At 36.2% G+C, this 25,106-nt stretch carries 16 protein-coding genes; 12 read left to right on the plus strand and 4 right to left on the minus strand.

All coding sequences use genetic code 11. The annotated features are described in order from the left end of the window. Positions 1-70: 70 nt before the first annotated feature. The 6 genes from proS (at position 71) to ACFIKG_RS06480 (ending at position 9,488) form a co-directional block, all read left to right on the plus strand. Positions 71-1,396, plus strand: coding sequence for a proline--tRNA ligase (gene proS, locus ACFIKG_RS06455; RefSeq protein WP_375651945.1), 1,326 nt, complete (start codon positions 71-73; stop codon positions 1,394-1,396). Positions 1,397-1,407: 11 nt separating this feature from the next. After that, positions 1,408-2,676, plus strand: coding sequence for a lipoprotein-releasing ABC transporter permease subunit (locus ACFIKG_RS06460; protein WP_375625897.1), 1,269 nt, complete (start codon positions 1,408-1,410; stop codon positions 2,674-2,676). Then, the gene (locus ACFIKG_RS06465) at positions 2,676-3,356 is read left to right on the plus strand and encodes an ABC transporter ATP-binding protein (RefSeq protein WP_375627301.1); all 681 of its coding nucleotides are present in this window, start codon (positions 2,676-2,678) and stop codon (positions 3,354-3,356) included. Before ACFIKG_RS06460 ends, ACFIKG_RS06465 begins: the two co-directional genes overlap by 1 nt. A gap of 66 nt (positions 3,357-3,422) precedes the next feature. Next, positions 3,423-3,710, plus strand: a complete 288-nt coding sequence (locus tag ACFIKG_RS06470) for a succinate dehydrogenase assembly factor 2 (protein WP_375627300.1) — start codon at positions 3,423-3,425, stop codon at positions 3,708-3,710. 5 nt (positions 3,711-3,715) lie between these two features. After that, positions 3,716-7,216: a transcription-repair coupling factor gene (gene mfd, locus ACFIKG_RS06475; protein ID WP_375651946.1), complete on the plus strand. Its 3,501-nt coding sequence runs from the start codon at positions 3,716-3,718 to the stop codon at positions 7,214-7,216. A gap of 1,660 nt (positions 7,217-8,876) precedes the next feature. Next, entirely contained in the window at positions 8,877-9,488 is a 612-nt protein-coding gene (locus ACFIKG_RS06480; protein WP_375627298.1) for an invasion associated locus B family protein, read from the plus strand. A gap of 88 nt (positions 9,489-9,576) precedes the next feature. On the opposite strand, the gene ACFIKG_RS06485 is transcribed toward ACFIKG_RS06480, so the two are convergent. Further along, complete coding sequence (locus ACFIKG_RS06485) at positions 9,577-12,198, minus strand: Rne/Rng family ribonuclease (RefSeq protein ID WP_375648273.1); 2,622 nt, start codon at positions 12,196-12,198, stop codon at positions 9,577-9,579. 588 nt (positions 12,199-12,786) lie between these two features. On the opposite strand from ACFIKG_RS06485, the gene ACFIKG_RS06490 reads away from it, so the two are divergent. From ACFIKG_RS06490 to prfB, 3 genes are all read left to right on the plus strand, one after another. Beyond that, on the plus strand, positions 12,787-14,016 hold the full coding sequence (locus ACFIKG_RS06490) for an N-acetylmuramoyl-L-alanine amidase (RefSeq protein ID WP_375651947.1): 1,230 nt from the start codon (positions 12,787-12,789) through the stop codon (positions 14,014-14,016). Between the two features lie 168 nt (positions 14,017-14,184). Further along, positions 14,185-16,650: a penicillin-binding protein 1A gene (locus ACFIKG_RS06495; protein WP_375627295.1), complete on the plus strand. Its 2,466-nt coding sequence runs from the start codon at positions 14,185-14,187 to the stop codon at positions 16,648-16,650. A gap of 166 nt (positions 16,651-16,816) precedes the next feature. Beyond that, a protein-coding gene (gene prfB / locus ACFIKG_RS06500; protein ID WP_375627294.1) for a peptide chain release factor 2 occupies positions 16,817-17,945 on the plus strand; the annotation gives its coding sequence in 2 pieces (ribosomal slippage) (positions 16,817-16,885 and positions 16,887-17,945; 1,128 coding nt in all). A gap of 335 nt (positions 17,946-18,280) precedes the next feature. Here the strand turns inward: prfB and ACFIKG_RS06505 are convergent. The 3 genes from ACFIKG_RS06505 to ACFIKG_RS06515 form a co-directional block, all read right to left on the minus strand. Then, entirely contained in the window at positions 18,281-18,766 is a 486-nt protein-coding gene (locus ACFIKG_RS06505; protein ID WP_375625879.1) for a peroxiredoxin, read from the minus strand. Between the two features lie 186 nt (positions 18,767-18,952). Beyond that, positions 18,953-20,206, minus strand: a complete 1,254-nt coding sequence (gene tyrS / locus ACFIKG_RS06510) for a tyrosine--tRNA ligase (protein ID WP_375627293.1) — start codon at positions 20,204-20,206, stop codon at positions 18,953-18,955. Between the two features lie 314 nt (positions 20,207-20,520). Next, a complete protein-coding gene (locus ACFIKG_RS06515; protein WP_375625875.1) occupies positions 20,521-21,201 on the minus strand; it encodes an alpha/beta hydrolase in 681 nt (226 codons plus the stop codon). Between the two features lie 161 nt (positions 21,202-21,362). Between ACFIKG_RS06515 and ACFIKG_RS06520 the strand changes: the two genes are divergently transcribed. The 3 genes from ACFIKG_RS06520 to sufC all read left to right on the plus strand — a co-directional run bounded on the left by ACFIKG_RS06520 (position 21,363) and on the right by sufC (position 25,105). Then, positions 21,363-22,508, plus strand: a complete 1,146-nt coding sequence (locus tag ACFIKG_RS06520) for a cysteine desulfurase family protein (protein WP_375625874.1) — start codon at positions 21,363-21,365, stop codon at positions 22,506-22,508. A 171-nt stretch (positions 22,509-22,679) separates the two neighbouring features. Beyond that, on the plus strand, positions 22,680-24,191 hold the full coding sequence (sufB, locus tag ACFIKG_RS06525) for a Fe-S cluster assembly protein SufB (protein WP_375625872.1): 1,512 nt from the start codon (positions 22,680-22,682) through the stop codon (positions 24,189-24,191). Between the two features lie 158 nt (positions 24,192-24,349). Further along, on the plus strand, positions 24,350-25,105 hold the full coding sequence (sufC, locus tag ACFIKG_RS06530; protein ID WP_375627291.1) for a Fe-S cluster assembly ATPase SufC: 756 nt from the start codon (positions 24,350-24,352) through the stop codon (positions 25,103-25,105). Position 25,106: the final 1 nt, after the last annotated feature.

Below are 25,106 nucleotides of genomic sequence, written 5' to 3' on the forward strand. Positions count from 1 at the left end.
GGCTATAGATGAATAGAGGGTGTGATAAATTGTTCCGATATGATAGGTGTGATTAGGAGTTAGTTATTTAATGCGTCTTACTCAATATTTCCTTCCACTTTTAAAAGAGAATCCTAAGGAAGCAGAGATTGTTTCTCATCGCTTCATGTTGCGCGCTGGAATGATTCGCCAACAAACATCAGGAATTTATTCTTGGCTTCCCTTAGGAAAAAAAGTGCTTGATAAAGTTTGTAAAATTATTCGTGAAGAGCAAGAACGTGCGGGTGCAATAGAAATATTGATGCCTACAATTCAATCTGCTGATCTTTGGCGTGAAAGCGGTCGTTATGATGATTATGGTTTGGAAATGCTTCGCATTAAAGATCGCCAAAAGCGTGATTTACTTTATGGTCCAACCAATGAAGAGATGGTAACAGATATTTTTCGCTCATATGTTCGTTCTTATAAAGATCTTCCACTTAATTTATATCATATTCAATGGAAATTTCGTGATGAAATTCGCCCACGTTTTGGTGTGATGCGGGCACGAGAATTTTTAATGAAAGATGCTTATTCTTTTGATCTTGATTATGAAGGTTCTAAAACATCTTATAATCGTATGTTTGTTGCTTATTTACGCACTTTTTCTCGTCTTGGTTTAAAAGCAATTCCTATGCGTGCAGATACAGGTCCAATAGGGGGGGAACTCAGTCATGAATTTATCATTTTGGCTGAAACGGGAGAGAGCGCTATCTTCTGTGATAAACAATTTCTTGAACTTACTGTTCCTGATAGTTCAATCGATTTTAGTGATAAAGCTGTTTTGGATGATATTGTTAAACAATGGACATCTTTTTATGCAGCGACGGAAGAAATGCATAATGAAGAGGAGTGGGCTAAAATTTCTGATCATAATCGTCTTTCAGCGCGTGGTATTGAAGTCGGGCATATTTTCCACTTTGGCACGAAATATTCTGCTCCAATGGGAGCAAAAGTTATGGGACAAGATGGAAAAGAGCATGTAGTCTCTATGGGATCTTATGGTATTGGACCTTCGCGTCTTGTTGCGGCCGCTATAGAGGCTTCTCATGATGAAAATGGTATTATTTGGCCAAAGTCGATGGCACCGTTTGATTTTGGAATTATCAATATGAAATCCGATGATGAAAAATGCACAAAGACATGTGAGTTTCTCTATCAGGGATTAAAGGAGGCTGGTTTTGATCCATTATTAGATGATAGAAATGAACGTCCTGGATCAAAATTTGCAACAATGGATTTGATTGGTTTGCCAACGCAAATCATTGTTGGTCCTAACAGCATTGCACAAAATGAAGTTGAAATTAAAGATCGAAAAACAGGTGTAAAAAAATCTCTAAAGGTTGAAGATGTACTCAGCCAACTTTCTATAAATTAATAGGAAATGTTATGAAGAGGCTGAAAGACAAATGGTTTTCATCTTATGAGTGGATGATCGCTTTTCGTTATATGATTCCCAATAAAAAACATGTCGTTGCATCTGTTATTTCAATTATTTCTCTTATTGGGATTATGTTGGGCGTATTTGCTCTGGTTGTTGTTATGGCGGTGATGAATGGCTTTCGTACAGAACTTCTCAATCGTATTCTTGGTATGAATGGGCATCTTATTGTTCAAACTGTTGATTCTGGTTTTTCTGATTATAAGACTCTTATTTCTTCTTTAGAATCTACAAATGGTGTGAAGTTTGCTTTGCCTGTTATTGAAGGTCAAGCGCTTGTTCAAGGTGAAGTTCAAGGTGGCTCTGGCGCATTAGTTCGTGGTATGCGCAAACAAGATCTAGAAAAGCTTAAAACAGTCTCTCAAAACATTAAATTAGGATCGATTTCTCGGTTTGATGAAGAAGAAGGTGTTGCAATTGGAAGTGGCTTAGCAGAAAAATTGGGACTGACAGTTGGAAGAGATATTCGTATTATTACTCCAGATGGTGATGAGACTCCTTTTGGCGTTACCCCACGTGTGAAAGCTTATAAAGTCGTTGCTATTTTTGAAGTTGGTATGTCTGAATATGATTCAATATTTATCTTTATGCCTCTCCATGAAGCACAAATATTTTTTAATTTGGGAGATAAGGTTCAGTCTTTAGAATTATTTCTAAATGATCCTGATGCTGTTGATCAAATAAAACCTATTGTAGAAAAAACAGTTGATCAACAGGTCTATTTAATTGATTGGCGTACACGCAATCAGGCTTTTTTTTCAGCCTTACAGATTGAACGAAATGTTATGTTTTTCATTCTTTCTCTGATCGTTCTTGTTGCTGCTTTAAATATTATTTCAGGGCTGATTATGCTTGTAAAAGATAAAAGTCATGATATTGCGATTTTACGCACGATGGGGGCTCAGCAGAGTGCGATTTTGCGTATATTTATCATTACAGGAATGATGATTGGTTTTATTGGAACTATATTGGGTTTAGTTTTAGGTGTTATCGCGACCGCTAATATTAATCATATCCAAGACTTTATATCTTGGTTATTTAATGTCGACGTTTTTAATCCTCAACTTTATTTTTTAACAAAATTGCCTGCACAAATTGAGTGGAAACAGACCATCTTGGTTGCTATGATGGCTTTATTTTTGTCGTTTCTTGCTGCTCTCATTCCGGCATGGCGTGCTGCTAAGCTAGATCCCGTACAAGCTTTGAGGTATGAATAATGACAGCTATTTTAGAGCTTGTAGAGATTGAAAGACACTTTTTCGAGAGTCATAAGCCGCTTATTGTTTTAGATAAAGCGAATTTTATTCTTAATCGTGGAGAGCTTGTTGCACTTGTTGCACCATCTGGTGCTGGAAAATCAACACTTCTTCATATTGCTGGATTATTAGAAAAACCAACAGCTGGTGATGTGATGTTACGGGGTATTTCTTGTGCAAAGCGCTCTGATAGTGAGCGAACAGCTATAAGACGAAATGATATTGGTTTTGTTTATCAATTTCATCATTTACTTCCAGAGTTTACGGCGTTAGAAAATGTTATGATACCGCAAATGATAGCAGGATTAAAAAAATCCATAGCAGAAGATCGTGCGCGCAAATTATTGACGTATCTGCGTGTTTCTCATCGTGCTAACCATCGTCCCTCAGAGTTATCGGGAGGAGAACAACAACGTGTTGCTATTGCACGTGCAGTAGCAAATGGCCCTTCGGTTCTTTTGGCTGATGAACCTACAGGAAATCTTGATCCCGTAACTTCAGCTTATGTTTTTCAAGCTTTATCTATCCTTGTTCGCCAGTCGGGTCTTTCTGCTCTTATTGCAACACATAATTACGCTTTGGCTAAGCAAATGCATCGTCGAATTACACTTAAAGAACAAAAGATTATAGAACTTCCTTAAAAGCAAGGTACAAATTTTATACGACTAATTGAATAGTTTATATTACTTTATTCAAGGAGATTTTTTATGACAGTTTTTGTCGTTGACAAAAATCAATTAGATGTGCGTCGTCGTCGATTGATTTTTCGTGCATGGCATCGCGGTATTCGTGAAATGGATCTCATTTTTGGACATTATGTCGATACTCATATTACTGAAATGAATGATAAAACGCTCTCTGAACTTGAATATATTATGTCTTTTGATGATCGTGATTTACTCACATGGATTACTGGAGAAGTTTCGCCACCCTCTGAAGTTGATAGTCCACTTTTTCGTGATATTGCCAATTATCGTACTTGCTTAAGTTATTAATCCCGATGCCTATATTTAAAAAAATTGTTATTCCAAAAAATAATTCTGTTCGTATGATTTTTGATGGAGTTCCTGATGGATTTGAAGCCTTTGCGCTTGCGAAATTAAGTTCAGAAATTGCACAAGGTAAACCGCTCATCTATGTTGTCCGCGACGGAACAAAAATTGTTCATTTACAACAAGTTTTAAATTTTATTGAGCCCAATTTACCCATACTTCAATTTCCTGCATGGGATTGTTTGCCTTATGATCGTGTGTCACCAGGAATTTCTGTTATGGCACGTCGATTATCAGCATTGGCACACATAGCAAATTTACGTAAAGATCCGCATCCTGCAATTATATTAACAACAGCAAATGCGATTATGCAAAAGTTACCTCCTCGTGAAATGATAGAAGCTCAGCTTATTCACGCACGTGTTGGCCAGCGCAATAACATGGGAAATCTTATTCAGTTTTTAGAAACCAATGGTTTTGAACGCGTTACGGTTGTCCGTGATGTTGGTGAGTTTGCTGTAAGAGGAGGAATACTTGATATCTTTTCTCCCATGGATGTTGAACCTTTACGTCTTGATTTTTTTGGAGATACCCTAGAAAGTATCCGCATATTTGATCCAGAAAGTCAAAGGACAACAGGCCAAAAAACTGAACTTTTATTACAGGCAATGAGTGAGGTTGTTCTCACACCAGAACGCATAAGCCGTTTTAAGAGCAATTATACCCGTACATTTGGTGTATCACAAAAAAATAACATGCTTTATGAAGCAATTGCTCAAGGTCGGCGTTTTGCCGGTATGGAACATTGGCTTCCATTTTTTTATGAAAACCTTGATAGTTTTTTTGACCATTGTGGTAACTTACCGATAGTTTTTGAGCATCTCATAGAAGAAGCCTTCATTGAACGCTATCGTCTTATTGAGGACTATTATAACGCGCGCAAAGAGCGCGAAAATGATGAAAAAAATTCTACTTCTTATCATCCAATAGATCCTAGTCTTTTCTATTTAACTCCAGAGCGTGTTTTGGAAAGTGTGCAACAATCTTCACAGCGTATTGATTTTTCGCCTTTTAATATTCCACAAAGTTCGGAAAAAACTGTTATTCACACCAATGTTAAACAGGGATATGATTTTGTAAAAGAGCGTAATGCGCAGGAAAAAAATGTTTTTTCAAGTGTTATTGATCATATCGCATCTTTACGCACTGCTGGTAAAAAAGTGCTTTTAGCGTGTTGGAGTGAAGGATCTCTCAATCGTTTGTTACAAGTTCTCGATGAGCATGGATTGAAAAAAATAGATGTTGCAAAATCCTTGCAAACTGTCAAAGCAACACCACGAGATCGCATATTAGCAGCTGTTATCATGATAGAACATGGTTTTGAGGCTGAAGATTTGGCTGTTATAGCAGAGCAAGATATCCTTGGCGATCGTTTTATAAGATCGCCAAAGCGGCGTAAAAATAATACAAATTTTATTTCTGAAATTTCTGCTTTAAATTCTGGTGATATTATTGTGCATATCGACCACGGTATTGGCCAATTTGTTGGTCTTAAAACCATCAAAACCACTGGAATTTTACGAGATTGCCTTAAAATTAGATATGCTGGAGGTGATTTACTCTTTTTACCTGTTGAAAATATTGAGCTTCTCTCACGTTATGGCTCAGAAGGAACAGAGGTAACTTTAGATAAATTAGGGGGTGTTGCTTGGCAAGCACGTAAAGCTCGGCTTAAAAAACATTTATTGGAAATGGCAGGGCAATTAATTCGTATAGCTGCAGAACGTATAACTCGTGCTGCGCCTGCTTTACTTCCACCAGTTGGACCATTTGATGAGTTTGTTGCTTGCTTTCCCTATGAAGAAACGGAAGATCAAATGAATGCAATTGATGCTGTTTTAGACGATTTAGCCTCAGGAAAGCCTATGGATCGCTTGATATGCGGTGATGTTGGTTTTGGAAAAACCGAAGTAGCCATTCGAAGTGCTTTTGTCGCAGCATTAAATGGATATCAGGTTGCTGTTGTTGTACCGACAACTTTGCTTTCACGTCAACATTACAAGACATTTATTTCGCGGTTTCAAGGATTACCGGTTAAAATTGGACATGCTTCAAGGCTTGTAAAAGCAAAAGAACTTGCACAAGTAAAAAAAGGTGTTTCAGATGGTACAATCGATATTGTCATTGGAACCCATGCATTGTTAAGTGGTGCAGTTAATTTTTTACGATTAGGCCTTCTCATCATTGATGAGGAGCAGCATTTTGGTGTCAAACACAAAGAGCGTTTAAAAGAGCTTAAAAGTGATATTCATGTTCTCACACTTTCAGCAACTCCCATACCACGCACTTTAGGGTTAGCATTATCGGGTGTACGTGAACTTTCATTGATAACAACGCCCCCCATTGATAGAATGGCCGTTCGTACTTTTATTTCACCCTTTGATGCACTTGTTATACGAGAGACCCTGCTTCGAGAATATTATCGTGGCGGACAAAGTTTCTATATTTGTCCTCGTATTTCTGATCTGACTTTTGTAGAAGAATATCTCAAAACACATGTGCCAGAACTGAAATTCGTTGTGGCTCATGGACAAATGCCGGCTGGACAACTTGATGATATCATGAATGCATTTTATGATGGGCAATATGATGTTTTGCTATCGACAACCATTATTGAATCTGGTCTTGATATTCCAACAGCCAATACCCTAATTGTGCATCGCGCTGAGATGTTTGGTCTTTCTGCACTCTATCAGTTACGAGGGAGGGTAGGGCGTTCAAAACAACGTGCTTATGCACTCTTTACATTTCCTGCTGGTAAAGTTTTAACAGCTGCTGCTGATCGTCGTCTTAAAGTTTTACAATCTCTTGACACCTTGGGGGCTGGTTTTCAATTGGCAAGCCATGACATGGATATCCGTGGTTCAGGCAATTTTTTAGGTGAAGAGCAATCGGGGCATATTAAAGAAGTTGGATTTGAACTCTATCAAAAAATGCTTGAAGAAGCTGTTGCTGAATTAAAAGATGGAGAGCTAAATGAAGATAAGCAATGGTCTCCTCAAATTTCACTTGGTACAACAGTGATGATACCAGAAAGTTTCGTGCCTGACTTGCCATTACGTATGGGGCTTTATCGTCGTTTAACAGAACTTGATGATTTAGAACAAATTGATGAATTTGCAGCGGAGTTAATTGATCGCTTTGGTCCTTTACCGCTTGAAGTTCAACACCTTCTTAAAGTCTTTTATATCAAAACATTGTGTCGAAAAGCGCATGTAGAAAAATTGGATACTGGACCAAAGGGGATTGTTATACAGTTTCGCAATAATTATTTTGCAAATAGTGTTGCTCTTGTTCAGTGGGTTGGAAAACAAGGTTCGATGGCAAAAATTCGACCAGATCAAAGTATCGCTCTTATTCGTGATTGGTCCACAGCGGATGAAAGGCTTGTTGGAGCAGCGAATATTATGACACAGCTTGTCGAAATGGCAGAACAACATTCTGGTTAAAAACTTCTTTGTTGTTTCAGAATTGTTACTCGTTTTTATAAAATTATTATATAAAAACAAATAGTTATTAATTTTTTATAAGAATAAAATTTAAGTTTATAATAAAAGAACTTCTTACATATTCATTTTGCGTTCTTCATCATAAGATATATTGATATAATGAAGAAAATAGCTTAGACGGTGTAACCGCAATAAATAGAACGTGCATATAAGTATCTTCTCTAAAAAGCAAAAACTTAAGCCAAGATAACATGCTTTCTTCATTACAAAAGTTACTAACGATAGTTTTTACTCCCTGTAATATATGGCATAAAAACGCTCACGCTGATTTATCTTCTAAGGAACAATACCAACATTAAAAAACAAAAGAAAGAATACTAAAGATAGCATATAATTTATTGAAGATAAGTATTTATCATTTAGATATTTTGGGAAAAAATTTTCTAAAGCAGAATACTAGAAGCTTTTGCAGGAACGAAATAAGTTTTTAAAAGAACTGAAAAATCTGAAGAATAAATATTATAATCTTGGTTCGAAATTACAGGATCTATTTGAAAAAATAAAAATTTATCTCTAGGGTAGATATAGCGAGAGAGTACGAAGTAGGAGAATACGAAGAAAAGCTGAATTATTTAATAAATGGAAAATTATCCTCATATTTATTATTAGTTGCAAAGTTTTAGTGGATATATTGCAGAGTGATATAGGTGCTATTTTACGCAAAGATTTTGATTGGAAAGATAAAGATTTTTATTGAGTAAAAGACGCAATTAATTCGATAAGCCCCAGTTTCTAGCAATATAAAAGAATTGCTAACAGAAGGCTCTTAATAGCTATGAAAAACAAACATTTGATGATGTAAAAGATAAATTATTATTATAAATTAATATGTTGTTATATTTTAAGGAAGTTTATTATAAATAAAATATTTTCAACAGTTATAAATTTTCTCTCTAAGAAAATATGTTTTTTAATTAAGAAAAAAGCACTTCTTTAGTAGCGTATTTTTAAATTAAACTTTTTGGTTAGGAGCTGTAAAATATAAAACTTTTATTACAAAAATGTATCGCCATTGTTTTGTAAACAAGGGCAGAAAATTGTCCATTAGGAAAAAGTTCTCTTACAATTATGCAGAAATTTTAGACAATCAGTGGTTTTAATTTATGAAATGTTTCAATAATACAGTAAATGATTTTATTTTTTCGTATCATACGAATCACATAAGGAAAAAAGTAAAATTTATCTGATATTTCGGAGCTTCATGCATTACAACAGCTGTTGCTAAGGCTCCACGAACTTAACATGAAGAGTAACAAATGTAAAAAGTTTAATTAGTAAGATTTTTAGAGTAGCATAGGAGTTTATTCTAATTAATATTGCAATATTGATTCGTTTGTGTAATCTTAGCTTAAATGCACAGAGGTGTTTTATGGATAGATTGCATCAAACACCAATATGATAAAGAGGGGAATTATATGGGTGTATAAAAATTAGAATAGCTCGTCGTATTTTTTCTCTAAATTTGACTTTTTTTTTTATATTGAAGTAAAAATAGTAAAATTAAGTGTTATTTCATTATAATTTAATAAATTTAAGTTGGAATTATATTTAATATTTTTTTGAAGTTACTTAAGAGCGCGTTGAAAGGATTAACTTAATCATGTCGCATAAAAATGTTTATTCTGCTGTTTCAGTATTAGTTGGAGCCGCTGCCCTTTTTCTTATAGCTGGTATTTCTGCAAATGCGCAAACTTTATCACAAGGTTGGTACAAAGTTTGCAGTAAGCAGCATGATGTTGATATTTGTAATACAATGAATACTGTATTATCGAATACGGGACAACCTTTGACGGCTTTTAATCTTGTTGAAATAAAAGGGAAGCAAAATGAAAAACGTATAGGTATTCAAGTACCTACAGGTCGTTTTTTGCCAGAAGGTGTTCACATTAAAATTGGTGACGACTTCTCTAAAAAAATTCCTTATATTATTTGTAATGGACCAAGTTGTATTGCCAATGATGTCTTAGATGATAAGCTTATAGCAGCTATGAAAAGTGGTACAAAAATGGTTGTAACCACAGTTAATTTCCGTGGTTCAGCTAATCCTATTGAATTTTCTCTTAATGGGTTTACAGCAGCCTATACCGGTCCTGGTATGGAGGAAAAAGATTTCCAACAAGAACAAATAAAGATGCAGCAAGCCATTCAATCAAAGCAAAAAGAAATTGAAGATCGTATGCGGGCTGAGCAAGAAAAAGCAAAGCAAAATTGATAAACCCACACCATAGAATTGGTTGAAACGTTTTCTATAATTGTTTATTTAAACCGCCACAGTTTTCTGTGGCGGTTTTTTTAAATCTTTAATTTTTCGAAAGAATTCTACGTTTCCACCAACCAATACGTTCAGTTTTGGAAGAATTGTTAGGCGTTGATGAAACAACAACGGGTTGATTAATTGTTTCTTCAATTTTGGAAGGAGAAGTTTGGACAACTTCCTCCATCTCGATTATAGTTTCTTTCTCTAATATTTTTTGTATTTGCGTTGTCTCTTTAGAAGATGATTTTTTACGTGTTCCACGTGTTGACTTTTTACTATTTTCAAGAGTTTTATCTTCTACTTTATGAATAGATTTGTCTGCTTTTTTTGTTTTAGCTTTACGTACTGAACTAGTTTTAGGTTTTTCTTCAAGAGATTTTTGTTCTACGACATTTTGATCATTCTCTAAAGAAAGTTGATTTTCTACTACTTTTGAAGAACGTTTTTTAGGTTTAATACTTGTATCAATTTTTTTAGATTCACCCTGTTGTTGTATATCTAGAGCTTGCGTATTATTTTTTGTTTCTTCAAGTTCAAAAGATTTAGCAGGTGAAACACGATGTTTGCGGTGTGCTGCTTTAATTTCTGCTAAAGCCTGCTTAGCAAAATCTCCCACTGGTTCTGCGTAAGGAATGCGAATCTGATGAAAATTATTATCTTGATTGCGTCGACCACCACGACGTCCTCGACGACGTCCTCGACGATAAGAATCATCACTCAAGGTATCTTCTTTTTTATGAACGTTGGAAAGAGAATGATCAGTAATTTCATCGTGACGATTTTTGCGCCGACGCTTTTGGTTTGTTTCAATGGGAGAAGGATTTTCAATAGATTCACTTTCTATGAAAACAGAATCTCCAATTTCTTGCTTATTAACATCTTCCAATGAAGATCGAGAAATTCTCTCTGCTATTGAGCCTTTAGAAATAACAAGATGTTGCGTTCCAATACTATCATCTGCTTCAATACTAATATTAAGCTTAAAGCGAGTTTCTAAATTAACAAGAATGTTGCGTTTATGATTTAATACATAAAGCGCTGTTGCTACAGGTGTGCGTACGATAATATTATATTGCGAATTATGAAGAAGATATTCTTCAATTGAGCGCATGACATGTAATGCAATTGATGATTCAGAACGTATATTTCCTGTTCCTGCGCAATGCGGGCAGGGCTGTGTTGTACTTTCTAAAACCGATATGCGAATACGTTGACGACTCATTTCTAAAAGGCCGAAGTGTGAAATATGACCTACTTGAATACGAGCACGATCATTTTTTAAACAATCTTTTAATTTTTTTTCGATCAGCTTTACATTGCGTTCTTCAAGCATATCAATAAAATCAATCACAATTAAACCAGCAAGGTCACGCAAGCGTAATTGACGCGCTACTTCTTCAGCAGCTTCAAGGTTAGTTTGTAAAGCTGTCTTTTCGACAGAGAATTCTTTCGTAGAGCGGCCAGAATTCACGTCAATAGCAACGAGTGCTTCTGTTTGATTAATAACAAGATAACCACCAGATTTTAAAGAAACCTGTGGTTGCAACATTTTATCAAGTTGAATTTCAATATTATTTCTTGCAAAAATGGGTGTAGGATCACGGTAAGGTTGCACAACTTTTGCATGACTTGGCATGAGCATACGCATAAAGTCTTTCGCTTCACGATATCCTTGCTCTCCAGAGACAAGAATTTCACTAATGTTCTTATTGTAAAGATCTCGTATAGAACGCTTGATGAGATTACTTTCTTCATGGACAAGGCATGGCGCCGTTGACTCGAGTGTCAAAGTGCGAATAGTATCCCATAACCGCATAAGATATTCATAATCACGTTTAATTTCAGCTTTTGTTCTATTGGCACCAGCTGTTCGTAAGATAACGCCCATACCTTTTGGAACGGCTAATTCTTTTACGATTTCTTTAAGACGCTTACGGTCTTGTACGTTCGTAATTTTTCGTGAAATACCACCACCACGTGCTGTGTTGGGCATTAGAACAGAATAACGACCTGCTAAAGACAGATATGTTGTAAGGGCAGCACCTTTATTACCACGCTCTTCTTTGATGACTTGTACCAACAAAATTTGACGTCGTTTAATGACTTCTTGAATTTTATACTGGCGCCCTTGTTTTCTTTGATAAATTGGGAGCTCTTCACGGATGTCCTCAGCACCAACCATTTCGATCTCATCATAAGAGATATCGGTATTTAATGCTTCTTCTGTATTATCAATTATTGTTGATTCAGATGTGATATCATTTTCAATATCGGCTGCTATGACATTGTTTTTTCCATTTTTTTTTGTTCTTCTGGAGCGTTTTTTATTTTTAGTTGCTTCTTCCGTAAAGGAATCTACAGAATTTTCTCCTACAGCTGCTTTTTCCTCTTCTTCAAGAAGAGCAAGGCGATCAGCAATAGGAATTTGATAATAATCAGGATGAATTTCAGAAAATGTTAAAAAACCATGTCGGTTTCCACCATATTCAACAAAAGCTGCTTGGAGAGACGGTTCTACACGCGTAATACGTGCGAGATAAATATTCCCCTTGAGCTGTTTTCTATGTTCTGATTCAAAATCAAGTTCTTCAATTTTGTTGCCGTGAACAACAACAACACGTGTTTCCTCCGGATGGGAGGCATCTATAAGCATTTTGTTTGACATAAGCTAATATCCTGAAGGCGACATGCACAATTTTATTCAAACGAACGCTATAACTATTCGTAAATATAAAAGGCTGTCTGCCATAAAAGGGAGATACCAGAAAAACAGGACGGAACACCACGTGCAAAGGCATGACTGCATTTACACCATTTCTCATCATTATCTCCATCTGTTTTTTATGACTCATATTTCTTAAAAGTCTCCGGTAAAATAATCTTTAAAACAGTTCGGATATCCGAACCAACGAATCTTAAGTAATGCAATCCTAATGTTATAACATAGAATTTTTTCATCCATAAACAAAGTCTCAATGCATAATAGGCAAAAAACCTCTAAAGACAACTTAATATGAGTTACAGATAATTTAGATGACTATTATCAGCTAGGAAGCATAAATATTCTTTTATGTTGATATCATGCGTTTGGCAAGTAACAATGTAAATCATGTATAATGATAATGTCTTTAATGACCTTAATTTCGTTTTTGGGTGTTTATTTAGCTTTTATTGAAAAATAGAGAATAAATTGGTGTATCGTTTTTATATAACCAAGATAAGTTATTCAAATGTAATGTAGAGTATTTTGCTTATGATAAGAGTTTTCTTTACCAAAAAGCTGAAAATAGCTTATGGGAATGTTATTGTGCTTGTCACATACTTTTTATTATTATTTTTGCTATTCCAAACCAGTGTTCAAGCCGCAGATCCTCTGAAACTTATTAATTTTCGAACCATTGGTGATAGTGTTCATACGCGTATTATTGCGGTTTTCAATTCAAAACCAAATGTTCGTTTACAGATTTTGGACAGGCCAGCACGGTTGGTGATCAATTTACCTACAATTGACTTTTCGATGCAAAATACGCCTTTAAAGAAACAGAATACATTATCCGTTATGCTTTCAGATGTGCGTTATGCTTTTTCTGACATGCAGACTTCACGCATTATTTTGACAAGTAAAACGGCCTTTGTAATTGAAAAAAGTGTCGTAAAAAAATTAAATAATGGTTTATGGCAGTTGCTGATTGATATTCGTAAAACTACACTAGAAAAATTTGATGAAATATTAAAAAAACAGCAAAAAACCAATTTTGATACAAAAACGCAGTTAATGCCAGCATATAATTTCCGTGTTGTTCTTGATCCTGGTCATGGTGGTATTGATGGCGGTGCACGGGGTGTTACTGGAGTTTTAGAAAAAGATGTGACTTTAGATTTTGCGCGTGCATTGCGAGACGAATTACAAAAGGATTCTCATATTACTGTTGCTTTAACACGAGATTCCAATATTTTTTTAAGACTAAGTGAAAGAGTTAAAAAAGCGCAAGAGTTCGATGCTGATCTTTTTATATCTATTCACGCAGATACGATTGATCTACATTCTCTTCGCGGTGCCACAGTGTACACCATATCAGACAAAGCCTCTGATGCCATTGCAAAATCTTTAGCTGAAAATGAAAATAAAGTTGATTTGCTGGATGGTTTACCTGCAGATGAAACGCTTGAAGTTACAGATATATTGATGGATCTTACACGACGTGAAACACATACATTTTCGGTTAATTTTGCAAATAGTGTTATTTCAAGTTTATCAAAGAATCATATTAACTTGATTAATAATCCACATCGGTATGCTAATTTTCAAGTTTTAAGAGCTTCAGATATACCCTCCGTCTTGATAGAGATAGGTTATTTATCCAATAAAGAGGACGAAAAGTTATTAAATGATCCTCATTGGAGAAAACAAATGGCAGCCTCTATTGCTCATTCTATTCGTCAATTTGCTCATTATAGGCAGAAAATGATACAGCCTCTTTAAATTTGTGAGAAAATAGAGTATCAATATGGGGTTCTAGTATACCCTAGTATAAATAAAAGATAGAAAACAATTTCTCTTGATCTCAATCTTGTGGTGATATCCGCTTGGTGTGTTTGAGGTAACGTATTTTTTCTTTGATTAATTCTTAAGAAAGCGATAGCCGTTTTTATGATGATTTTTTTAAGATATCTTCTTCGTTTTTTTGTTGCTATTGGACTTTGTGGAGCAATAACGTGGGGTGTTGTGACCAGTGGTCAAGCAAATGCACTCCCTGATTATGAAGTTCTTTCACTTTATGAACCGCCGGTAATGACCCGCGTTCATGCTTCTGATGGCCGTCTTATGGCAGAGTTTGCAACAAAACATCGCCTCTATTTACCGATTCAATCAATACCAAAGCTTGTTATAAATGCTTTTATTTCGGCTGAAGACAAAAACTTTTATCATCATTTTGGTTTAGATCCCGAAGGACTTTCTCGAGCTTTGATCAATAATATTCGTAATATTGGTTCTGGAAGACGTCCAGAGGGTGCATCAACTATAACGCAACAAGTCGCTAAAAACTTTCTTTTAAGTTCAGAAACAACGTTAGAGCGTAAATTTAAGGAAGCTATTTTAGCAATGCGTATTGAGAAAACTTATTCAAAGGATCATATTCTCGAACTTTATCTCAATGAAATTTATCTGGGTCGTGGTACTTATGGTATAGCAGCTGCTTCTTTGACCTATTTCAATAAATCCGTCAATGATCTGACGCTAGAACAATGTGCTTATTTGGCTGCTCTTCCAAAAGGGCCAGCAAATTATGATCCATTTAAGAATACACAACGTGCTATTGATCGGCGCAATTGGGTTATAGATCGGATGATTGCAAATGGATATGTAACGCGTGAACAAGGTGAAAAAGCGAAAGCTAAACCTTTAGGAGCGACAATACGTGGGAGTGATAGCTATGTTTTTGCGGCTGATTATTTTACTGAAGAAGTGCGACGTCGTTTAATACATCGCTATGGGGCTAAGACACTTTATGAAGGTGGGCTTTCCATTCGTACAACGCTTGATCCGCATTTACAACTTATTGCGCGACGTGCTTTGCACGCTGGATTAATTAAATTTGATCATTTGCAAGGATGGCGTGGAGCTTATGCGCATATCGATGAAAAAGGTGATTGGGGGATAGAACTTGCAAATATCACGGGGCTCAGTGATGTTCCTGAATGGCGTTTAGCTGTTGTTCTTTCTACTAATCCCAATAAAGTAGAGATTGGTTTACAGCCACAGCGTGAAGCTTCGGGTATATTATCAAAAAAACGGGAAATTGCTGTTTTATCTGAATCTGATTCAAAATGGGCCCTCCATGTTGTAAAAGAAAACGGTTATCGAAAAACTGTTCAGAACTTATCTCATGTTCTGCAAGTTGGAGATGTGATTTTTGTTGAAAAACTATCCAATGCAAACAACACTTATCGTTTACAACAAATTCCAAAGGTTGAAGGTGCGATTGTTGCTATGGAACCTCATACAGGGCGCGTTCTTGCTATGGTGGGAGGATTTTCTTTTGCTGCATCTGAATTCAATCGTGCAACCCAAGCTTATCGCCAACCGGGGTCTGCTTTTAAGCCTTTTGTTTATGCAGCAGCCCTTGATAACGGGTATACACCAGCATCTGTTGTTTTAGATGGCCCCATTGAAGTTCGTCAATATAATGGTGAAGTTTGGCAACCCAAAAATTATGGTGGTACCTTTGCAGGACCTTCAACGTTGCGTTATGGTATTGAGCGTTCTCGTAATCTTATGACAATACGGCTTGCCAATGATATGGGAATGCCTCTTGTCGCTGAATATGCAGAACGCTTTGGCATAGTGGACAAATTGCAGCCTTATCTTCCCATGGCTTTAGGGGCTGGTGAAACAACAGTATTACGAATGGTTACAGCTTATTCAGTTATTGCCAATGGGGGACGCTCTATTAAGCCTTCTCTGATAGACAGAATTCAAGATCGTTATGGAAAGACAATTTATCGTCATGATGATCGTATTTGTGAAAATTGTAATACGCCTTCATGGAATAATCAACGTGAACCCACATTGATTGATGAAAGAGATCAAGTTCTTGACCCTATGACGGCTTATCAAATTACCTCGATGATGGAAGGGGTTGTTCAGCGTGGTACTGCAGCACGTTTACGTTATCTTAATCGACATATTGCGGCTAAAACAGGAACAACCAATGACTCTAAGGATGTCTGGTTTATGGGATTTACTCCTGACATTGTCGTTGGTATTTTTGTCGGTTATGATCAACCAGCTCCGTTAGGATATAATGGAACAGGAAGTTCATTAGCTGCACCTATTTTTGGTGATTTTATGGCAGATGCTCTTAAAGGAAAGCCAGATGTTCCCTTTAAGATGCCAAAGGGCATGATTTTAATGCCAATTAATCGGAAAACAGGAATGCTTGCCGAAAGAGGAGATCAAGATGTTATTATAGAAGCATTTAAACCAGGGACTGGTCCTGCTGATATATATCAAGTTATTGGGAGTACAAATTCTTTTCAAGAAGGTGTTCCTGCAGTAACTACTTCTCCACAAGTCAATAAAGCCCTTGAAAGTGGGACAGGTGGGCTGTATTAATCAACAAAATCTCCTTTCGCCATGAGTCTATAGTTTTTATTTTTTACAGTGTCGGTCCTGTAAATAGAATGATAAGTCCGTGCTATTTCCTCACAGCAGCTATCAGATTTGTATAAAATTCTAGAGACATAACCAGAAAGAGTGTTAAAAAATACGGTGTTAAATTATGCGAGCAGAAATAGAAACATTAGTTGATGAAATCCAGAAAGCAATTCAATTGCTAAGGGGGCATCTTTGACTGGGATCAATCACTAAAGCGTCTCGAATATCTTAATCAAAAAGCGGAAGATCCGTCATTATGGGATGATGCACAACAAGCACAGGATATGATGCGTGAGCGTCAACGTCTTGATGATTCAATCAATGGTCTTTTATCATTTACAAAAACACTTGAAGAATGCATTGAGCTTATCGCGATGGGCGAAGAAGAAAGTGATGTTGAAATTATCGCTGACGCAGAAAATTCAATACGTAATCTTAAAAATGAGATAGATAAAAGGCAAATTGATGTACTTCTTTCAGGAGAGGCGGATCCGAATGATACCTATTTAGAAGTTCATGCTGGAGCAGGGGGAACAGAAAGCCAAGATTGGGCTTCTATGCTCTTACGTATGTATATGCGCTGGGCTGAGCAGCATGACATGAAGGTTGAAATTTTAGAAATTCATGATGGAGAAGAAGCAGGAATAAAGTCAGCAACTATTCTTGTAAAAGGGCATAATGCTTATGGAATGTTAAAAACAGAATCAGGCGTTCATCGCTTGGTTCGGATTTCTCCATTTGATTCGAATGCAAAGCGCCATACCTCTTTTGCAAGTATTTGGGTTTATCCAGTTATTGATGACAATATTGAAGTTGATGTTTCAGAGGCAGATGTGCGTATTGATACATATCGTGCATCAGGAGCAGGAGGACAACATGTTAACACGACAGATTCCGCTGTTCGCATCACACATATAAAAACGGGTATTGTTGTTCAATGTCAAACAGAGCGTTCTCAACATAAAAATCGCGCTACGGCTTGGTCGATGTTGCGTGCACGGCTTTATGAAGAAGAGCTTAAAAAAAGAGAAGAAGAAACCAATGCTGCTGAATCTTCTAAAACAGAAATCGGATGGGGACATCAAATTAGATCTTATGTTCTTCAACCCTATCAGCTTGTCAAAGATTTGCGTACAGGGATTGAAAATACGGATCCACAATCCGTACTGAATGGTAATTTAGATGCATTTATAGAGGCAGCACTCGCACGGCGCATTTATGGACAAGACAAAGAAATTGAGGATATTCGTTAATTATATATCCTTCCTTCAAGCTATGTAGATTTTTTTCTTAAGTTGTTTGTTTTATTGATGTTGTGATATTACGATATTCTTGATACTTTAAAGGTTCAAAGAGGGATTTTCTTGTTCCTTTCTTCAATTTTTTCTCACACACCAATCCTGCTTATGATATTGCAAGTGATAGAAAGCTGAAATAAGAAAAATTTGCGATATTCGGAGGACTAATATAAATATAAAACAATTCATTATCCTTATAAATCAATATATTGTAAAAATTGAATCCGTTGAAAAACTAAAATCAATTCGGGGGATGACTTTTGCTTTTTAAGGTAAATCAAACACTCAATTTATAAGTTACCGTTATGATGTAAAAGTGTTGCAGTAGCTAAAACATTTTCAGCATGCCCAGATACGCTTACTTTGCGCCATTCTTCTGCTATTATTCCATTTGCATCAATTAAAAAAGTGCTCCGTTCAACGCCCATATATTTGCGTCCATACATGCTTTTCTCAACCCAAACACCATAAGCTTCGAGGGTTGTTTTTTCTTCATCAGAAACCAAGATGACATCAAGTTCATATTTTACTTTAAATTTATCATGTTTTTTTACATTATCTGGAGAGATTCCAATAACAGCAACACCGATTTCATCAAATTTCATCTTTAATTTTGTGAAATCAAGTGCTTCGTTTGTGCAACCGCTGGTGTCATCTTTTGGATAAAAATATAAAACAACAGGTTTTCCTTTAAAGTCAGAAAGACATACTGTCTCTCCTCCATCGCGAGGCAAATTAAAATCAGGAGCAAGAGCACCTTTCATTGATCTTGTCATTGTTTTCATCTTTCTTGTGTAATAAGTATAAGATATCAAAGTACACAGAAGAAAAGAACTATTCAACTCTCTAGAATATTATTATTTTGAAGAGACCTTTATTTTCTTAACAAAACTCGCTCTATCACAACGATTGGATTGAAAGAACAAGATCGGCGTGAACAACATAAACAAAACAACAAAAGATTATACTGGTTTTATCACAACATGTTTTTTCTTACCGAAAGAAAGCTTAATGATTCCTTCTGCACTGACATCCCCTTCAATAATAAGATGTGTTTCATCCTCAATAATTTGATCATTTACACGGACACCTCCACCTTGAACGTGTCGGCGTGCCTCACTATTAGATTTAGCGAGTCCTGCTTGTACTAAAAGGGTGAGCAATCCAACACCTTTTTTTAATTCTGAGGCATTAATTTCAACAGTTGGAAGATTTTCTCCCAAAGTTTTTTCTTCAAACGTTTTGCGAGCAGTTTCTGCTGCAGCATTGGCGAGAGCACGTCCATGCAACATTGCTGTAACTTCTGTTGCAAGAATTTTTTTTGCTTCGTTAATTTCTGTCCCTTGTAATACAGAAAGTTTAAGAATCTCATCCATTGGCAATGGGGTATAGAGCTTTAGAAATCGTATTACATCAGCATCTTCTGTATTGCGCCAATATTGCCAAAATTGATAAGGTGAAAGCATATCCGCATTCAGCCATACAGCTCCATTCAATGATTTACCCATTTTGGCACCGGAAGAGGTTGTCAGTAATGGTGATGTTAACGCATATAATTGTGGTGTTCCTAAACGATGCCCTAATTCGATTCCGTTAATAATGTTACCCCATTGATCAGAGCCCCCCATTTGCATACGCAACCCATAACGTTTATAAAGTTCAACAAAGTCATAAGCTTGCAGAATCATATAATTAAACTCTAAGAATGACAAAGAGTGCTCACGCTCAAGTCTCAGTCTGACAGAATCAAATGATAACATACGGTTGACAGAAAAATGTTTTCCTACATCACGCAAAAATTCTAAGTAGTTTAAATTGCATAACCATTCAGCATTATTCACAATACAAGCATCAGTTTCTCGGTCACCGAATGTCAAATAGTTAGCAAATACCTTTTTAATACCATCAATATTTGCAGCAATATCATCTTGTGTCAGAAGACGTCGCGCTTCATCTTTGAAGGAAGGATCACCGATCAATCCGGTTCCTCCGCCCATTAAAGCAATGGGGCGATGACCAGTTTTTTGTAACCAATAAAGCATCATAATCTGAAGAAGACTTCCAGCATGTAAACTCGATGCTGTTGGATCAAATCCAGTATAAGCGCTTACGGTTTCTTTTGAAAAAAGATCATCTAAGCCTTTTTCATCTGAAATTTGGTGGATAAAACCACGTTCGCTCATAATGTGTAAAAAATCAGATTTAAAGGCAAACACAGATTCAATTTCCTAATTTAAGAGTGCATTCATTTCATATAATAAGTGATTATATAACGGAGCGTTATCTATCATAACTGATGCACACATCACAAGAAAAAGAGACATATTGATAATATAAAGATAACAATACAGGTATTATTTCCTTTTTACGCTAAAAAGAGAGACCTCTCAGTGAGAGAAAAAAGGCATTTTGTTATTCTCATTTCTATCCTGAAATAAAATTTAGAAAAGTTTTAAGTACGGACTAAAAAAATTACTTTCTTATGATCGGAGACGACTTTTGCTGATTTTTATAAATCTATCGTGTTTTCCTAAGTTAGTGAAAGTATTTCAGGAGGAGGAGCGAGAAATTCATTGGTGATATGGTTATCCAAATAGTGGGCACATCGTTCAATAAGTTCTTCATGACATCCACTGAAAAAGTGATTAGCCTCTTCCAATATTTCTTGTGTGATGATGATTCCTTTTTGTGTTTTCAATTTATCGACAAGTATTTGAACATCTTTTGGGGGGGCAACTTTATCGATACCGCCATGAATGATAAGTCCAGAGGAGGGACAAGGTGCAAGAAATGAAAAGTCATAAACATTAGGCTGAGGGGCAACAGAGATAAATCCCTCAATTTCCGGTCGGCGCATTAAAAGCTGCATACCAATCCATGCTCCAAATGAATATCCTGCTACCCAACAATTTTTAGAGTCTGGATGTTGTGTTTGCACCCAATCGAGAGCAGCAGCAGCATCTGAAAGTTCTCCTATTCCATAATCAAATTCACCCTGACTACGACCAATACCACGAAAGTTAAAACGTAAAGTTGTAAAGCCACGTTGTTGGAACATATAAAAGAGGTCATAGACAATTTTATGATTCATAGTTCCACCAAATTGGGGATGAGGATGCAAAATGATCGCAATGGGTGCATTTTTTTGTTGTGAAGGTTGATAACGCCCTTCGAGCCGACCCGCGGGACCGTTAAAAATAATTTCTGGCATAAAATGCTCCTTAAATGCAATAAAAGGCTCTCATTGACCTTGGTCGACTTTTACCATAGAATCTCTTAAATAATCATTAGATATTCTTTTTTTAGTGCACTTTTCAAGAAAATTGCGCTATTTTTTTAATCAATTCATAAGATTAATGATTGCGATGTAAAATGGTTATAAAACGCCGATATTTTGATCATAACGCAACAACACCGCTCAAAAAAGTGGCACGGATGGCGTTACTGGAATCTTTAGAGATATTTGGTAATCCATCATCGGTTCATAAGGAAGGGCGTGCGGCTAAAACCTTGTTGCAAAAGGCTCGTCGGCAAATCGCTGAAAATCTTAAAACAGATCCAGATCACGTGGTATTTACCTCTGGTGCGAGTGAAGCAGCAATGACTTTGCTAACGCCCTTTTACAATATGGGGAATGCAAAAGTTCAATTTTCTCGTCTTTACCTTGGAGCAACTGAACATCCCTCTGTGGCAGAGGGAGGGCGTTTTTCTAAAGAATTGATAAGCGTCATTGCTGTTAATCAAGATGGGCTCATACAACAAGATAAATTAATAGCACTCTTAACGGTTCACGATAAAACAAAAGGTTTACCTCTTGTTGCTATTCAAGCTGCAAATAGTGAAACGGGTGTTATTCAACCGTTAACAGAAATCGCCGCTATTGTTCGGGATTTAGGAGGCACTCTTATTGTTGATTTGACACAATATGTCGATAAGAATTTCGTGGATATTAATCAGTTAGGAGGAGATTTTTTTATACTGTCTGCACATAAAATTGGCGGTCCTAAAGGAATCGGTGCTTTTGTTTCATGTGGCAATCTTCTTATGCCACACCCTCTTATTATTGGAGGAGGACAAGAAAAAGGTCTCCGTGGAGGAACAGAAGCATTGCCTCTTATTGCTGCTTTTGGGGCAGCAATGGCTGATTGTTTCACACAGGAGGAAATAAAACAGTTAATATATTTACGCAATAAATTAGAAGATGGACTACAAAAAATAAGTAAAAATGTTGAAATTTTTGGCAAAAGAGTTCAACGTTTGCCAAATACAACTTACTTTACCGTGAAAAATATAAAAGCTGAAACGATGCAAATAGCTTTTGATTTAGAAGGGTTTTCTATATCATCTGGCTCTGCGTGTTCTTCGGGAAAAGTAAAACAGAGCAAAGTGTTGGAGGCAATGGGGTATCATGTTCCAAATGGTGCCATTCGCATTTCGCTAGGGCGGGACACAACTTCTGAGGATATTGATGATTTTCTATCGTTTTTTTCTCAAATTACAAGCAAGAAAAAAGGGTAAAATTTATCATCAGAAAGTTATAAAAATTAGAATTATTTTAAATAATAAGATAAGTTTGATTGAAATTTTTGCACTTTACCTATAGCCTAGGAAATAACTTGCTTACTTTAATCTTGGAAAAAACAAGACTTTTAGTTACCGGTTTTTGACGCCAAAAAATGGAGAAAATTTATGCCGGCAGTACAAGAAACAATACGCCAAGTACGTGAAATAGATGTTGACCAATATAAATATGGTTTTGAAACCAATATTGAAACAGATAAAGCTCCAAAAGGCTTAAATGAAGATATTATCAAATTCATTTCTGCTAAAAAACATGAGCCTGAATGGATGCTAACATGGCGCTTAAAAGCTTACCGCCGTTGGCTGACAATGCAAGAGCCTCATTGGGCGCGTCTTGAATATCCTAAAATTGATTTTCAGGAGCTTTATTATTATGCTGCTCCAAAAAATCATACAGGACCAAAATCTTTGGATGAAGTGGATCCTGAGTTATTAGCAATGTACGAAAAACTTGGCATTCCCCTTAAAGAACAAGAGATTTTGGCAGGAGTAAGAAAACAGTCTGATCCCTCTACTTTTGATGACAGTATGTCTGTATCGGGGCAGGTGGCTGTTGATGCAGTCTTTGATTCTGTTTCTGTTGTAACAACATTCAAAAAAGAGCTGGCACGTGCTGGTGTGATTTTTTGTTCTATTTCAGAGGCGATTATTGAACATTCTGAGCTTATTAAGGAATATTTAGGAACAGTTGTACCTATAAGTGATAATTATTATGCAGCCTTAAATGCAGCTGTCTTTACAGATGGTTCATTTGTTTATATTCCCAAAGGGGTTCGTTGTCCTATGGAGCTTTCAACTTATTTTAGGATTAATGAACGCAACACTGGCCAATTTGAACGAACATTGATTATCGCCGCTGAAGATTCCTATGTTTCTTATCTTGAAGGATGTACAGCACCCCAACGTGATGAAAACCAACTTCATGCTGCTGTTGTTGAGCTTATTGCCCTTAAAAATGCAGAGATTAAATATTCTACAGTACAAAACTGGTATCCTGGCGATAAAGATGGAAAGGGCGGTATTTATAATTTTGTGACGAAGCGTGGAGATTGTCGAGGTGATAACTCTAAAATTTCATGGACACAAGTTGAGACTGGTTCTGCGATTACTTGGAAATATCCATCCTGCTTACTCCGTGGTGATAATGCGCGTGGAGAATTTTATTCTATTGCTGTTGCAAATGGTCATCAACAAATTGATTCCGGTACAAAAATGATTCATTTGGGAAAAAATACATCCAGTCGTATTATTTCCAAAGGCATTTCCGCAGGTTTTTCAAATAACACTTATCGAGGACAAGTTACAGCACATCGAAAAGCACAAAATGCGCGTAATTTTACGCAATGTGATAGTTTGTTAATCGGGAATGATTGTGGTGCGCATACAGTTCCTTATATTGAAGCAAAAAATGCAACAGCTCAGTTTGAACATGAAGCCACAACATCAAAAATTTCTGATGACCAACTTTTTTATGTTATGCAGAGAGGAATTCCCGAAGAAGAAGCTATCGCATTAATTGTAAATGGTTTTGTAAAAGAGGTCATTCAAAAACTTCCCATGGAATTTGCTGTCGAAGCACAAAAGCTTATTGGTATCAGCCTTGAAGGTAGTGTTGGATAATTTATTGAATTAGATAAATAGAAGACTTGATGTAAAAAGGCTGTAACAGTAGCAAATCATGCTAAAAATGACCTCTATGGTAATTACAAAAGTAGATGGATGCTAAGGCAAAATAATATGCATTGGTATCTGAAAAACAGCCAAAACAGGATTAAATTATGCTAGAGATAAAAAATTTGCACGCCCGTATTGCTGGAACCGATACAGAAGTTATTCGTGGTTTAAACTTGACAGTTCAAGATGGAGAAGTTGCCGCTATCATGGGACAAAATGGAGCCGGAAAATCAACTTTGTCTTATTTGCTTGCTGGTCGTGATGATTATGAAATAACAGAAGGAGATATTCTCTATAATGGACAATCACTTTTAGAAATGGATCCAGCAGAACGTGCTGCATATGGTGTTTTTCTTGCATTTCAATATCCAATGGAAATACCAGGGGTAGCAACGATGGAATTTTTAAAAGTTGCGATGAATTCTCAACGCAAAGCACGCGGTGACAGAGAGCTTAAAATTCCTGAATTTATAAAATGTGTTAAGGAAGTTTCAGCCAAACTTGAAATAGATATGGATATGCTAAAGCGTCCATTAAATGTGGGTTTTTCAGGTGGAGAAAAAAAACGCGCTGAAATTTTACAAATGGCACTTCTTGAACCTAAACTTTGCATTTTAGATGAAACGGATTCTGGTTTAGACATTGATGCACTAAAAATTGTTGCAGATGGTGTTAATAAACTTCGGGATTCAAAACGTTCATTTTTGGTGATTACCCATTATCAACGGCTGCTTAATTATATCATTCCTGATACTGTACATGTTCTTTATAAAGGACAAATTATCAAAAGCGGAGATAAATCCTTAGCGATTTATTTAGAGCAAAATGGGTATGCTGATCTTATCAGGGAAGCAGTTTGAG

Source organism: Bartonella sp. LB28NMGDW, from assembly GCF_042194435.1.
GTDB classification, from domain to species: domain Bacteria; phylum Pseudomonadota; class Alphaproteobacteria; order Rhizobiales; family Rhizobiaceae; genus Bartonella; species Bartonella grahamii.

Coding starts and splice junctions, on each gene's coding strand:
- proS (WP_375651945.1), top strand. CDS start 71: ATGCGTCTTACTCAATATTTCCTTCCACTTTTAAAAGAGAATCCTAAG.
- ACFIKG_RS06460 (WP_375625897.1), top strand. CDS start 1,408: ATGAAGAGGCTGAAAGACAAATGGTTTTCATCTTATGAGTGGATGATC.
- ACFIKG_RS06465 (WP_375627301.1), top strand. CDS start 2,676: ATGACAGCTATTTTAGAGCTTGTAGAGATTGAAAGACACTTTTTCGAG.
- ACFIKG_RS06470 (WP_375627300.1), top strand. CDS start 3,423: ATGACAGTTTTTGTCGTTGACAAAAATCAATTAGATGTGCGTCGTCGT.
- mfd (WP_375651946.1), top strand. CDS start 3,716: ATGCCTATATTTAAAAAAATTGTTATTCCAAAAAATAATTCTGTTCGT.
- ACFIKG_RS06480 (WP_375627298.1), top strand. CDS start 8,877: ATGTCGCATAAAAATGTTTATTCTGCTGTTTCAGTATTAGTTGGAGCC.
- ACFIKG_RS06485 (WP_375648273.1), bottom strand. CDS start 12,198: ATGTCAAACAAAATGCTTATAGATGCCTCCCATCCGGAGGAAACACGT.
- ACFIKG_RS06490 (WP_375651947.1), top strand. CDS start 12,787: ATGATAAGAGTTTTCTTTACCAAAAAGCTGAAAATAGCTTATGGGAAT.
- ACFIKG_RS06495 (WP_375627295.1), top strand. CDS start 14,185: ATGATGATTTTTTTAAGATATCTTCTTCGTTTTTTTGTTGCTATTGGA.
- ACFIKG_RS06505 (WP_375625879.1), bottom strand. CDS start 18,766: ATGACAAGATCAATGAAAGGTGCTCTTGCTCCTGATTTTAATTTGCCT.
- ACFIKG_RS06515 (WP_375625875.1), bottom strand. CDS start 21,201: ATGCCAGAAATTATTTTTAACGGTCCCGCGGGTCGGCTCGAAGGGCGT.
- ACFIKG_RS06520 (WP_375625874.1), top strand. CDS start 21,363: ATGGTTATAAAACGCCGATATTTTGATCATAACGCAACAACACCGCTC.
- sufB (WP_375625872.1), top strand. CDS start 22,680: ATGCCGGCAGTACAAGAAACAATACGCCAAGTACGTGAAATAGATGTT.
- sufC (WP_375627291.1), top strand. CDS start 24,350: ATGCTAGAGATAAAAAATTTGCACGCCCGTATTGCTGGAACCGATACA.